This is a genomic window from Hymenobacter aranciens, from assembly GCF_030580865.1.
Taxonomy (GTDB): Bacteria; Bacteroidota; Bacteroidia; order Cytophagales; family Hymenobacteraceae; genus Hymenobacter; species Hymenobacter aranciens.
In genome coordinates this window covers 136,864-150,806 of record NZ_JAUQSY010000004.1, presented here as the reverse complement: position 1 = coordinate 150,806, position 13,943 = coordinate 136,864, and the positions used below count along the sequence as shown (strand labels likewise).

The window sequence follows — 13,943 nt, the reverse complement described above, 5'->3', positions numbered from 1 at the left end:
TCTCCAAAAAAGAGGGGGCACCTGTTATGCACCTATTGTGAATCGTCAGGCTCCCCTCTCTTTTGGGGAGGGGCCGGGGGTGAGGTTTCCCCGGCCGCGTTAACAGAACTTTGAGATGAACAATTTTTGAAAGTGCTGCATCAAAAGTGCAAGTCTGCAAACGTTCCCGAGGCTCTATGTTAAAATAACGTACTGAACATCAGTGTTAAGAAAATATGTTTGGGCAATGAACGAATAGTGAACGTTTTTGAGTGATTTGAGCAAGGGCGTAGGACAGGTACTTCGGAATTTTGGGACACCAAACGATTGCAGGGCTGGCCGACGGGCTGGTCACGGCATCGGTTCCCACCGACCTATTTCCCACCTCAACCCGCATGAACAAACCGCTACAACCCATCCGTCGGGCGGCAATGCTGGCGCTGCTGGCCGGCACCCCAGCAGCCCTGGCCACGCTCCCCGCCGTAGCTGCTCCTGCCACCCTCGCCCCCGCCGCCGACCGCCCCGTGACCGGCCGTATCACCGACGATAAAGGCGCCGCCCTGCCCGGCGTGACCGTGCTCGTGAAGGGCAGCACCATCGGCACCACCACCGGCCCCGACGGTAATTTCAGCCTTAATGTACCCGAGGGCGCCACGCTCGTCATTTCCTCCATCGGCTTCAAAACCCAGGAGCTGCCCGCCGACGGCCGCACTGATTTCGTCGTGCAGCTGGCTACCGATGCCGCCGCCCTCGACGAAATTGTGGTGACCGGCTACCAGACCCAGAAAAAGGCCGACCTCACCGGGGCCGTGGCCGTGGTGAAGGTGGACGAAGTGAAAGACCTGCCTTCCAACAACGTGGCCCGCAACCTGCAGGGCCGCGTGCCCGGCGTGAACATCGTCACCGACGGCGCGCCTGACGGCAACGTGCAGATTCGCATCCGTGGCATCGGCACGCTGGGCAACAACGACCCGCTGTTCGTCATTGACGGCATCCCGACCAAGGACGGTATCAACCAGATTAACCAGAACGACATCGAGAGCATCCAAGTGCTGAAGGATGCCTCGGCGGCCAGCATCTACGGCTCGCGGGCGGGTAATGGGGTGATTATCATCACCACCAAGCGCGCCAAGAAGGACGTGAACCGCGTCGATTTCAACACCTTCTTCACCTTCCAGGGGCCCGGCAAGCAGCCCAGCCTGCTAAACACCGAGCAGTATGGCCGCGCCCTGTGGCAGGCCGCCACCAACGACGGCCTGACGCCCTCGACCCAACTCTACCAGTACGAAACCAGCGTGGGCCCCGACGGCCGCCCGGTGCTCGACCGCGTGATTGTGCCTGAGCAGCTCGGCAACGACCCCAACCAGCGCTCGGCCGATACCAACTGGTTTAAGGAAACGCAGCAAAACTCGCTGGCCCAGCAGTATAATCTGAGCCTCAGCAGCGGCGGGGAGCGGGGCAGCGCCTTGTTCTCGCTCAACTATTTCGACAACAAGGGCGTCATCAAATACTCGGAATTCGAGCGCTTTACCGGTCGTTTGAATACCGATTACAGCTTCTTCAAGGGCCGCCTGAAAGTGGGGGAAAACCTGACGCTGGTGCGCAACATGCAGACCTACGGCGAAGACCGGCAGGCGCGCGGCCTGGCCGTTATCAGCCTGCCCATCGTGCCCATCCGCACCGTGGATGGCCTGGGCTGGGGCGGCCCGGTGTCGGGCATTGCCGACCGGAACAACCCCGTTCGTATTCTGGAAGATAACCGCCAGAACAAGGCTTACACCAACCGCGCCTTTGGCAATTTCTTCGCCGATTTGGAAGTGCTGAAAGGGCTGCACCTGCGCAGCAGCTTCGGCATCGATTACAACCTGTTTACCTTCCGCGGGCAATACAAAACTTACAAAAACGGCTACATCACCGACAACGTGAACCGGGTGAGCAACACCCAGCGTGTGTACGGCAACTGGGTGTGGCAGAACACCCTGAACTACAACCTGACGTTGGGCCGCAACCAGATTGATTTCCTGGCCGGCACCGAGCGCATCAAGTACAACTACGAAGAAGTATTCGCTACCCGCACCGGTTTCGCCGTGCAGGACCCCGACTACATGTACCTCGACGCCGGCAGCGGCCTCCAGAACAACGGCGGCTACTCCAGCGCCTACGCTCTGGCTTCGTACTTCGGCAAAATCAACTACTCGCTGGCCGACAAATACCTGGCCTCGGTAACGCTGCGCCGCGACGGCTCGTCGCGCTTCGGGGCGGATAACCAGTTTGGCTGGTTCCCGGCCGCCTCGGTGGGCTGGCGCCTGAGCGAGGAAGGCTTCCTCAAGGACAATGTGGCTGCGGTATCGGATTTGAAGCTGCGCGCCGGCTGGGGACAGACGGGTAACCAGGACATTGCCTACAATGCCGCCTACAGCCTCTACCGCCCCAGCTACGGCTCGGATGCGACCTGGACCGCCGACACCGGCACTGCCTACGACATCAACGGCAACAAAACCGGGGCGCTGCCCTCGGGCTTCCAGCGCTTCCAGCAGGGCAACCCCGGCCTGAAGTGGGAAACCAGCACCCAAACCAACTTCGGCCTCGATTTCGGCTTCTTCGAGAACAAGCTCTCGGGCTCGGTGGACTACTTCATCAAAAACACCGACGATATCCTAGTGAACCTGCCTTATCCGGCCGTCATCGGCGAGGGCGGAGGGCGCTTCGTGAACGCGGCCAGCATTCGCAACAAGGGCATCGAGGCCATTCTGACCTACCAGAATAAGCTCAGCAACGACTTCAGCTACAGCATCACCGGCAATATTTCCTCGTACCGCAACGAGGTGACCTACCTGCCGAAAGAAGCCCTGACCGGCTACGCCGGCAACGGCCAGGACCAGAATATCCTGGGCCGGCCCATCGGCTCCATCTACGGCTACGTGGCCGACGGCCTGTTCCGCACCCAGGACGAAGTGGACAACTCGGCCCAGCAAACCGGCAAAGACCTGGGGCGCATTCGCTACAAGGACCTCAACAACGACGGCGTCATCAATGAAAAGGACCAGACCTTCATTGCTACCGGCCAACCTGATTTTATCTACGGTCTGAATATCGGCGTTAACTACAAAGGCTTTGATTTGCAGCTGTTCTGGCAGGGCGTGCAGGGCCTGGATGTGTACAACGACACCAAGTTCCGCACCGACTTCACCTCCCTGAGTTCGGGGGAGAACTACGGCACCCGCACCCTCGACGCCTGGACGCCGGCAAACTCGGGCTCGAACATCCCGGCCCTCTCGCTGACCAACAACAACCGCGAAAACCGCACCTCGACCTACTTCCTCGAAAACGGCTCCTACCTCAAGCTGCGCAACGTGCAGCTGGGCTATTCGCTGCCCACCAGCCTGGTAGGCAAGTTGCGGATGCAACAGGCGCGCCTCTACGTGCAGGGCCAGAACCTGCTGGCTTTCTATCAGAAGAAGGGCGACCGCGCCTACACTGCCCCCGACCCCGAGGTGCAAACCCTGGCCTACCCCGTGCCGGTGACCTTCACGACGGGCCTCAACATCACTTTTTAATTTTAAGCTGTTAGCTGACAGCGGCTAGCTGTTAGCTTCCAAGGCTATCCACATAAAAGCTAACCGCTAGCAGCTAATAGCTAGCCGCTCTGAAAATGGCTTCTTTCAAACACCTCGCCCTGGCCGGCTGGCTGCTCACCCTGGGCCTGACGACGGCCTGCAACGACAAGGACTTCCTGGACGTGCCGCCGCGCGGCGCCATCAGCGACGAGCAGATTAACAACCCCGAGAATATTGACAAGCAGGTAATTGCCGCCTACTCGCAGCTCGGCAACGACAACTACACTGCTCCCTTCACGCTGCTGTGGCCCTACGGCAACCTGCGCGCCGGCGACGCCTACAAGGGCGGCGGCGGCACCGCCGACGTGGACGCCTTTCACTTCTACGAAACCTTCTCCTACAACCGCCCCGACATCGGCAACACCGACGAGCTGTGGTTCCGCCTCTACATCGGCGTGCAGCGCTCGAACGATGCCTTACGCCGCCTCAACGGCATCAGCGAGGAGGCCATGCCCACCAAAAAGGTGCGCCAGGGCGAGATGCGCTTCGTGCGCGGCCATTTCTACTTCATGCTCAAAACCTTGTTTGGCCGGGTGCCCTACATCGATGAGAACGTGCCGGTGGCGGAATACGTGAACGTGTCGAACGTGGTCTTGACCAACGACCAGCTCTGGGATAAGCTTGCCGAGGACTTCCAGTTTGCGGCCGACAACCTGCCGGTAAACCAGCCCGAAGTGGGCCGCGCCACTCAGTTGGCCGCCAAGGCCTACCTGGCCAAAGTGCGCCTCTACCAAGCTTACACCCAGAACGAAACCCACCAGGTGACGGGTGTGGACCAGGGCAAGCTACAGGAAGTGCTGCGCCTGACCGACGAGGTAATGAACGGGGGCCGCTACTCGCTGTACCCCGATTTCGGCAGCAACTTCATGTCCAGCAACGACAACGGGGCCGAGTCGGTATTTGCCATCCAGTTTTCGAAAAACGACGGCACCATCCACGGCCGTATCGCGCAGGGCAACAAGCTGAACTACCCGATGAACTCGGAGTTTGGCTGCTGCGGCTTCCACCAGCCCAGCCAGAACCTGGTGAACTCGTTCCGCACCGACCCCGACGGGCTGCCGCTGTTCAATTCGTTCAACGATGTGGACATTGCCACGGCCAATGACTTCTCGGCCAATACCATGGACCCGCGCGTGGACCACACCGTGGCCGTACCCGGCCACCCCTGGAAATACCACCCCAACTTCGTGATGCAGCAGTCGTGGGTGCGGGTCCCCAACACCTACGGCTACTTCCAGAGCCTCAAGGAGAACGTGGGGCCGAACGACGCCAGCTTCCAGCGCGAGCCGCCGTTCATGAGCAGCACCAAGAACATCGCCCTCATCCGCTACGCCGACGTGCTGCTGTGGCGCGCGGAGGCCCTCATCGAACTGGGCCGCCAGGCCGAAGCCCTGCCGCTCATCAACCAGATTCGCCAGCGCGCCCAAAACAGCACCGGCATGCTGGTGAACAGCGCCGGCCAGCCCGTATCGAATTACGCCATTGGTCTTTACAACTCGGCCAACTGGACGCAGCAGTACGCCCGCCAGGCCCTACGCTTTGAGCGCCGCCTGGAGTTTGCCATGGAAGGCTTCCGCTTCTTCGACCTCGTGCGCTGGGGCATTGCGGCCGATTACATGAACAACTACTTCACGGTGGAGAAAACTAAGCGCCAGTACCTGCAGGACGCGCAGTTTACGGCCGGACGTGATGAGTATCTGCCGATTCCGCTCAACCAGATTAACTACAGCAAGGGGCTGTATCAGCAGAATCCGGGCTGGTAATTTTTAAGCTGTTAGCTAATAGCTGCTGGCTGTTAGCGTCGTTCTTAACTTATGCTTCACTGCTTATTCTACCCATCTAAGAAGCTAACAGCTAGCCGCTATTAGCTAACAGCTAAACTAAATATGAATAATCGCAACGTCTTTTTCTGGTCCGTCGTGGTGGCGCTAGGCGGCCTGCTGTTCGGCTTCGACACGGCCGTGATTTCGGGGGCCGAAACGTCCATCCAGAAGCTGTGGCAGCTCGACGCCTACGAGCACGGCCTCACCATGTCCATCGCCCTGATTGGCACGGTGCTGGGCGCCGTGTTCGGCAGCATCCCGAGCGACCGGCTGGGCCGGCGCGGCACCCTGAGCTGGATTGCGGTGCTCTATCTGGTATCGGCCGTGGGGGCGGCGCTGGCGCCGGGCTGGGTGCCGTTCCTGGTGTTCCGCTTCCTGGGCGGGCTGGGGGTGGGCGCGTCATCGGTCACGGCCCCGCTCTACATCTCGGAAGTATCGCCGCCGGCCTCGCGGGGGCGCATGGTGGGCATGTTTCAGTTCAACGTGGTGTTCGGCATTCTGCTGGCGTACCTGAGCAACTACCTGCTGCAGGGCATTGGCCCCGACGCCTGGCGCTGGATGCTGGGCGTGCAGGCGGTGCCGTCGGTGGCGTTCCTGCTGCTGCTGTTCCGGGTGCCGGAAAGCCCGCGCTGGCTGCTCCGCCAGGGCCGCACCTCCGAAGCCCGCGTGGTATTCGACAAAATCGACCCGAGCACGACCGAGCAGAACGTGGCCAACATTCTCGTAGCCAACGCGGCCGAGCAAGGCAGCGGCGAGTCGCTATGGGCGCCGCAGTACCGGCGGCCGGTTCTGCTGGCAGTGCTGTTTGCCATGTTCAACCAGCTGGCGGGCATCAACGCCATCATCTACTACGCCCCGCGCATTTTCGAAATGACCGGGCGCGGGCCGGACGCAGCGCTGCTGTCGAGCGCCGGTATCGGGCTGGTCAATTTCTGTTTTACGCTGCTGGCCGTCAATATTATCGATAAATTCGGCCGGCGCAAGCTGATGCTGGTGGGCTCGGTGGGGCTCATCGTCACGCTAGGGCTGGTGGCCTGGTCGTTCTACACCCAGCAGTTTGCGCTGGTGCCGGTGCTGCTGTTTGGCTACATCGCCTTCTTTGCCTTCTCGCAGGGCGCAGTTATCTGGGTGTTTATCAGCGAGATTTTTCCTTCGGCGGTGCGGGCTAAAGGGCAGGCGCTGGGCTCCAGCACGCACTGGGTGCTGGCGGCGGCTATCACGTTCATCTTCCCAGCCCTGACGGAAAAGCTGGGCGGCGGCAACACCTTCGCCTTTTTCTGCGGCATGATGGTGCTACAGCTACTCTACGTGTGGCGGATGATGCCGGAAACGAAGGGCAAGACGCTGGAGGAGGCGGATAAGGTGTTGGTGCTACATTAATTAAGTTGTCTTTATGTGTAGAGTAGTTGGTGTTGGGTTTTGGTGTTAGATATTGGGTGCTGGGCGTTTGCTATTCGGAATCGTACATTACCTAACACCTAACACCTAACACCTAACACCTAACACCTAACACCTAACACCGAAACCCCGGCACATACCTCACACTATCAATTTCCTTCCCATGTCCACCACCCTCCCCACCGTTGTCTGCTTCGGCGAAATCCTTTGGGACATCCTCCCCACCGGCAAGCAGCCGGGCGGCGCGCCCTTCAACGTGGCCGTGCACCTGCACCAGCTGGGGCTGCCCGTGCGTTTCATCAGCCGCGTGGGCGACGACGAGCTGGGCACCGAGCTGGTCGATTTTGTGCAGTCGAAAGACCTCGCTACCGACCTCATCCAGACCGGCCAAACCCACCTGACCGGCGTGGTGAAAGCCAACGTGGACAACGCCCACGAAGTGACCTACAAAATCGTGCAGCCCGTGGCCTGGGACTACATTCAGTACGACGCCGACGTGGAGGCCGCCGTGGCTACCGCCGACGCCTTCGTGTTCGGCAGCCTGGTAGCCCGGCAGGCCAACAGCCGCGAAACCCTGTACCGCCTGCTCGAAAACGCGAAGTGCAAGGTGTTCGACGTGAACATGCGCCCGCCGCACTACACCCGCGAGGTGGTGAAGTACCTGCTGGGTAAAGCCAACATGGTGAAGATGAACCACCACGAGCTGGCCGAAATCATGGGCTGGTTTGGGGCCGAGGATGAGCTGGAAGCCGCCCTGCCCTGGCTGGCCGCCCGCTTCGACCTGCAGACCGTGTGCGTGACTCTCGGCGCCGATGGCGCCCTGCTCTGGACTAAAAACCAGCTGTTTCGTGCTCCCGGCGTGCCGGTGGAGGTAAAGGACACCATCGGCAGCGGCGACTCCTTCCTGGCCGCCTTACTCAAAGGGCTGCTCACGGACGAGGAGCCCGGCGCGGCGCTGCGTTTCGCCTGCGCCACCGGGGCTTACGTGGCCACGCACCAGGGAGCAACGCCGGTGCTGACGGAAGCGGCGGTGCGGGCGTTGATGACTAAAGAGTTAGTAAGACATTAGACGTTAGACTTGAGACATTAGATTGATGTTCTGACGGTAAGTCTAATGTCTCAAGTCTAACGTCTAATGTCTTACTAAAATCAAAAAAATATCCCATGAAAAAGCTCCTCCTGCCCATCCTCTGCGCGCTGCCTTTCCTGAGCCCGGCGCAAGACAAACCGGTGCCGCCGGCCACGCCGCAGTACCGGCTGGGCTACCACTTCGCGCCCGCCGCCCACTGGATGAACGACCCCAACGGCATGGTGTATGACCGCGGCGTGTACCACCTGTTTTTCCAGTATTATCCCGACGGCATGACCTGGGGACCGATGCACTGGGGCCACGCCACCAGCCCCGACATGCTGACCTGGAAGGAGCAACCCATTGCCCTCTACCCCGATAAGCTGGGCCTCATCTTCTCCGGCTCGGCCGTGCTGGACGTGAATAACACGGCTGGTTTTGGCAAGAATGCGATGGTGGCCATCTTCACCCACCACGACATGGATGAAGAAAAGAAGGGCACCAAGCTGCACGAAAACCAGAGCCTGGCCTACAGCCTCGATGGCGGCAAAACCTGGACGAAGTACGCCCAGAACCCGGTGCTGAAAAACCCCGGCATTCAGGACTTCCGCGACCCGAAAGTGAGCTGGAACGACGTGGCCAAGAAGTGGATAATGACCCTGGCCACCAAGGACCGGATTACGTTCTACTCCTCGCCCAACCTCAAGGACTGGAGCAAGGAAAGCGAGTTTGGCGAAAAGCTGGGCGCGCACGGCGGCGTGTGGGAATGCCCCGACTTGTTCCCGCTGACGCTGAACGGCAAAACCTACTGGGTGCTGCTGGTAAACCTGAACCCCGGCGGGCCCAACGGCGGCTCGGCCACGCAGTATTTCGTTGGTCAGTTCGATGGGAAGAAGTTTACCCCGCTGAACGACAAGACCAAATGGGCCGACTACGGCCCCGACGAATACGCCGGCGTGACCTGGAACAACACCGGCACCCGCCGCCTCTTCCTGGGCTGGATGAGCAACTGGGACTACGCCAACCAGATTCCGACCTCACCCTGGCGTAGCGCCAACACTCTGCCCCGCGAGCTGGGTTTGAAGCAGGTGGGGGAGGAAATCTATCTGACCTCGCAGCCGGTGAAGGAACTAGCTAAGCTGGCGCCGGCGCCGCGCAAGCTCACCGGCCTCACGGTGAAGCCCGCCCTCGACCTGACCGAGAAGCTGGGTTTGAAGGACAACAAGTTTATGCTGCGGATGAAAACCTTGCAGCTGAACGATTTCACGCTGGTGCTGAGCAATGCGGCCGGGGAGGAATTGCGCCTGGGCTACGACAAAGGGGCCAACCAGTATTTCGTGGACCGCCGCAAATCGGGCCAGACGGCCTTCCACGAGAAGTTTGCCGGCAAGCACCTCACGCCGCGCCTGGCCACCGGCCCGGCGGCCGACGTGACCTTGTATTTCGACGCCACATCGGTGGAGCTGTTCGCCGATGGCGGCCTGAGCGTGGCTACGGAATTGTTCTTTCCCAGCCAGCCTTACACCAACGTGAAGCTGCTGGCGCCCGATGGCCTGACGGTGAACGAGCTTACGTTCAGCAAGCTGAATAGCTCGATGCCCACGGCAATGAAACCCTAATCGATTCGTTTCCAACGATAAGCTATTTCCTGTGAAAACTTTCTTAGCGCCCCTGGCGCCGCTCTCCGCAGCGGCTGCCGTGCTCCTGACATGCCTCGCCGCCGGCTGTAAAAAGGACTCGACCGAACCCGATAAGCCGGTTACGCCGCCCACTTCCAGCACCTTAGTGTGCACGCCCGCCGCCGAGCGCAGCGACTACAGCATCTTCCCGAAAGGCTCCGACGGCGCGGGCATCGGCGACATGATGCCTTACTTCGACGCGGCTACCAACACGATGCTGGTGTACTACCTCAAGGACGTGTGGAACGATGGCACCAACCAGCGCCATCCCTGGTACGGCTTGAAAACGAGAGATTTCCGCCAATTTACCGAGCTGCCGGCCGGCGAACTGCTGCCCAGCAGCGCCGGTAGCTGCGCCCAGGACCGCGCCATCGGCACCGGCTGCGTGATGGAGAAAGGTGGAACCTACTACGCCTTCTACACCGGCCACAACCCGAACTCCGGCAACTGCGGCCACCGCAAGGAGGGCGTGATGCTGGCCACTGCGCCCAGCGCCACGCAGAAATTCGTGAAAAACGCGGCCTTTGCGACTATCTACGTGCCCACCAATCAGGGTTTTGACGAAAGCGACAACTTCCGCGACCCCTACGTGTACCGCAACGAGTTGAGCGGCGAGTACGACATGCTGGTGGCCGCCCGCCGTAACAATCGGGGCGTGCTGGTGCGCTATACTTCTGCCGATTTGCTGAGCTGGACCTATCAGGGCGTGGCCTACGATGGCGGCAGCACCAACTTCGTGATGCTGGAGTGCCCGCAGCTATTCAAGCTGGGCAGCAAGCACTACCTGCTATTTTCGGACATCACCACCCGCAACATGTACTACCGCAAGAGCGACTCGCCCACCGGCCCCTGGGCCGAGCCCAGCGACGCGGCCCGCTTCGAGGGCGCGGGCTTCTACGCCGGCAAAGCGTTGGTAAACACTGCCACCGGCGACGCTTACATGATGGCCTGGGTGAACCGCTACCAGGATAACCAGGACAGCGGCGGCTGGTGGTGGGGTGGCAACCTCGTCACCCACAAGCTCAGCCAGACGGCCAGCGGCGACCTCACTGTGAGCCTGCTGCCCAGCCTGAAAACCTACCTCGAAACCCAGACGGAACCCTTGCAGCAAGTGCGCCGCACCGCCACCGCCGCCCGGCCCGACTCCAACACCTGGGTGCTGGCCGGCCCGGCCAGCGGCGGACCCGCCAGCGTATTGTTCAAGCCCATCAACCAGACGCGCTTCAAGCTGAGCGCCACCGTGTCATACACCGACGCTACCAAGGATTTCGGTTTCGCATTGGGTGCCTGCGACGCCACCAACCAGTTCTACAGCCTGCGCTTCGTGCCCTCGCAAAACCGCTTCAGCTTCGACCGCACCAACCGCAACTCGCTCAATGCCGGCACTTCGCCGGTGGCTGATGTGCCTTTCCGCATGCAGCCCAATACGAACTACACCGTTGACATTGTGGAGGAAAACTCGGTGGTGGTGGTGTACGTGAACGGCGTGGCGGCCCTGTCATCGCGCATCTACAAGGCCCCGCGCACCTCCTGGGGCATCTTCGCCGACAACAGCACGGCAACCTTCAAAAACCTGACCGTCACCAGACCTTAAGCTAGCCGGCGCCGCCGGTGCCTTTCCTTTTTTCCGGGTCCGCTGCTCTTCGCCAAAACGGCGAAGCCGGGACTACTCATTCCTGTAATTCTCGCGAAAAGATGGCAAATTTTTATTCAATAAATAGAAAATCAGCCGCTTGGGTATTGGTGGGCTGGCTAGGTCTGGCCGCGTCGGCGGCACAGGCGCAGAACGTGGGCATCGGCACTATCATGCCCAATGCCGCCGCCGCGCTCGACGTGACTTCGACCACGCAGGGCCTGCTGCCGCCGCGCCTCACGCAGGCGCAGCGCGACGCCATCGGCAGCCCTGTAGCGGGCCTCGTGGTGTACCAGACCGACAACACGCCCGGCCTATACGCCTACGACGGCATGGCCTGGAACCTTCTGAAAGCCGACAACCTGGGCAACCATTCGGCCACCCAGAACCTGGCGCTGAACTCCACCAACGACCTGCTGCTGCGCGGCGGCACCGACACCGGCCACGGCCTGGGCTATTACGGCTACTACGACCAGGGCTTCAAGCCCTGGGGCGGCAGCGACAACGTGGACGGCCCGGTGCTGTTCGGCTACGGCGGTGGCCGGCTGGGCGTGAGCAACGGCGGCCGCAAAACCGCCCTCACCTGGACCACCGACGGCACCGGCGTGGCCGTGGGGCTGGTGGGCAATGCCTTGCTGCTAAATGGCCTGGGCGACTACAACCACCGCCTGCAATACAGTGGTACCTACGACGGCCCGCAGCTGCTGGGCTACGGCGGCGGCTCCCTCGGCTCCGACAACGCGCCCAACACCCTGGTGTGGAAGCGCAACGGCGACGTGGGCCTGGGCACCGACGCGCCCAACCAGCGCCTCGACGTGCGCGGCAATGCCAACGTGGACGGCAACCTCTACGTGACCAATGCAAATGTGGTGGAAACCGGCGCCGGCATCCTGAGCAAGGAATACAACGCCGGCAAAATCGGCTACCGCTTCCTCAGCGCCGACGCCCTCGACATCACCGGCGCAGCCGATGGCTCCTACCTCAACCGCCGCATCAAATTCTACTCCGAGGGCGGGGCCGAGCTCTACGGCAGCATGCTGGTAAGCGGCGACTTCCGCACCAACGGCCGCGTGACGCAGCGCAGCTACGACTCCGGCGACGGGGCCGTGGCGGCGGGCTCCGGCACCAGCATCAGCGGGGGCGCCATCACGCTGGGGGCCTACGCGGGTGGCAGCTTCACCTGGACTCACGGCCTGGGCTTTGCGCCGGTCGTCATCGGCAGTATCGACCAGACCGGCGGCGGCTTTGCCGACTACGTGCAGTGGTCTTACACCAGTAACGGCACCGCCAGCACCACCTTTTATTTCACCAACCGCAGCGGCAATACGGCTACGTTTCGGCTGCACTGGATAACAGTTAATTAATCCGCATTTCTTTTTCTCAACCCATTCACTTTTTCAACCCCATGAAAAAAATCCTTACCCTCGCTGCGGCGGCCACGCTGGCGGCCACCGCCCTACCATCGCAGGCCCAAATCACCATCGACGGCACGCTCAACGCCGGCGAAATCAGCACGAACGGCTACCGGCTGGTAGGCCGCTACACTGGCAACCACGGCTTCGGCAACGCCGGGCTGCTGTCGTTTTACGTGGCGGCTGATGCCACCAACGTGTACTTTTTCCTGGCGGGTACGCTGGAAACGGACCAGGCCACTGCCACCCTGAACCAGATTCGCAACTCGTTGCAAATCTATGTGGCCCGGCCGGGTGTAACCGGCATTCCGGTGGGCACGGCGCTGGTGAAGCCAACGGCCAGTACCCCCATTACCTCGTTCCTGAACGTGGAAGCCAAGCTCGACCAGCCCGGCGACTTTGGCATCGGCGTGAAGGGCAACGGCGTAGCTGGCCAGGTGCAGATTGACGGCGTGGTGTACACTATGACTGGGGGCAACCGCCTGGCCGTGAGCAAGCCGCTCAACGCCACCGGCCTCAACGTGAATACCGGCGCTCCGGTAACCGTGACCGCGGCCCAGGCATCGGGCGCTTACGCGTTGTTTAACAACGCCGTCGTCGCGTTCAAAAACAGCTCGCTGTTGAGCACCAACTCCGGCTCGCCCACGGGCGCGGCGGGCTCCACGGGCCTCGAAATTTCGATGAGCCGCGCCAGCCTGGGCATTCCCAGCGCAGGCGGCACTGTCAAAGTATTTGCTGTGCAAAACAACGCCGACGGCGACTACTTCTCCTCGGACCTGATTCCGCAGAACACCGGCCCCGCCCCGGGCGCCGACCCCGGCAACGGCAACCTGCAGCGCAGCCCCGACTTTACGGCCATTCCCGGCACGCAGTCGTTTAGCCTGCTGGTGCCGGTTGTAGCGGCCACCCGCGCCGCCGATGCCGCCGCCGTGGCCCTGCGCGTGTATCCCAACCCCAGCGCCGGCCAGGCCACCATCACCTACCAGGTGAAGGCCGCCGCCGAAACCCGCCTCGTGCTCACTGACCTAGCTGGCCGCACCGTGCACGTGCTCGACGCGGGCGCTAAAACAGCCGGCACGCACACGCTGAGCCTGAACACGGCCGACGTAGCTGCCGGCACCTACCTCGTGCGCGCCCAGGTGGGCGATGCGGTGGTTGTCAGCAAAGTGGTATTGCTGTAAGGTGTTTTGAGGGTGCTTGTTTCTACCTAGTAGCCAGTTAGTATAACCAGAAACAAGCAACCAGAAACCAATAAGAATGGCCGGTGCCGGGAGTTGTTACTGAATGACTCCCGGCGCCGGCCACTTTTCGTTGCCGCACTTTTCCAACCCTT

8 protein-coding genes are annotated in these 13,943 nt (G+C 61.4%); all 8 read left to right on the top strand.

What is annotated here, in order from left to right; translation table 11 throughout:
* Nucleotides 1–374 precede the first annotated feature (374 nt).
* The 8 genes from Q5H93_RS07080 to Q5H93_RS07045 all read left to right on the top strand — a co-directional run bounded on the left by Q5H93_RS07080 (nt 375) and on the right by Q5H93_RS07045 (nt 13,791).
* Nucleotides 375–3,536, top strand: a complete 3,162-nt coding sequence (locus Q5H93_RS07080; RefSeq protein WP_305005809.1) for a SusC/RagA family TonB-linked outer membrane protein — start codon at nt 375–377, stop codon at nt 3,534–3,536.
* A 95-nt stretch (nt 3,537–3,631) separates the two neighbouring features.
* Nucleotides 3,632–5,359, top strand: a complete 1,728-nt coding sequence (locus Q5H93_RS07075) for a RagB/SusD family nutrient uptake outer membrane protein (protein WP_305005808.1) — start codon at nt 3,632–3,634, stop codon at nt 5,357–5,359.
* A 123-nt stretch (nt 5,360–5,482) separates the two neighbouring features.
* Entirely contained in the window at nt 5,483–6,799 is a 1,317-nt protein-coding gene (locus tag Q5H93_RS07070; RefSeq protein WP_305005806.1) for a sugar porter family MFS transporter, read from the top strand.
* Nucleotides 6,800–6,980: 181 nt separating this feature from the next.
* On the top strand, nt 6,981–7,886 hold the full coding sequence (locus tag Q5H93_RS07065) for a carbohydrate kinase family protein (RefSeq protein WP_305005804.1): 906 nt from the start codon (nt 6,981–6,983) through the stop codon (nt 7,884–7,886).
* 95 nt (nt 7,887–7,981) lie between these two features.
* A complete protein-coding gene (locus Q5H93_RS07060) occupies nt 7,982–9,505 on the top strand; it encodes a glycoside hydrolase family 32 protein (protein WP_305005803.1) in 1,524 nt (507 codons plus the stop codon).
* A 31-nt stretch (nt 9,506–9,536) separates the two neighbouring features.
* Nucleotides 9,537–11,159, top strand: coding sequence for a GH32 C-terminal domain-containing protein (locus tag Q5H93_RS07055; protein ID WP_305005802.1), 1,623 nt, complete (start codon nt 9,537–9,539; stop codon nt 11,157–11,159).
* A gap of 149 nt (nt 11,160–11,308) precedes the next feature.
* Nucleotides 11,309–12,562, top strand: a complete 1,254-nt coding sequence (locus tag Q5H93_RS07050) for a phage tail-like protein (RefSeq protein WP_501991640.1) — start codon at nt 11,309–11,311, stop codon at nt 12,560–12,562.
* A gap of 41 nt (nt 12,563–12,603) precedes the next feature.
* Entirely contained in the window at nt 12,604–13,791 is a 1,188-nt protein-coding gene (locus Q5H93_RS07045; RefSeq protein ID WP_305005800.1) for a T9SS type A sorting domain-containing protein, read from the top strand.
* Nucleotides 13,792–13,943: the final 152 nt, after the last annotated feature.

Excerpts from the sequence above, each read along its gene's own strand:
- Q5H93_RS07075 (WP_305005808.1), top strand. The coding sequence starts at position 3,632 with ATGGCTTCTTTCAAACACCTCGCCCTGGCCGGCTGGCTGCTCACCCTG.
- Q5H93_RS07080 (WP_305005809.1), top strand. The coding sequence starts at position 375 with ATGAACAAACCGCTACAACCCATCCGTCGGGCGGCAATGCTGGCGCTG.
- Q5H93_RS07065 (WP_305005804.1), top strand. The coding sequence starts at position 6,981 with ATGTCCACCACCCTCCCCACCGTTGTCTGCTTCGGCGAAATCCTTTGG.
- Q5H93_RS07045 (WP_305005800.1), top strand. The coding sequence starts at position 12,604 with ATGAAAAAAATCCTTACCCTCGCTGCGGCGGCCACGCTGGCGGCCACC.
- Q5H93_RS07060 (WP_305005803.1), top strand. The coding sequence starts at position 7,982 with ATGAAAAAGCTCCTCCTGCCCATCCTCTGCGCGCTGCCTTTCCTGAGC.
- Q5H93_RS07070 (WP_305005806.1), top strand. The coding sequence starts at position 5,483 with ATGAATAATCGCAACGTCTTTTTCTGGTCCGTCGTGGTGGCGCTAGGC.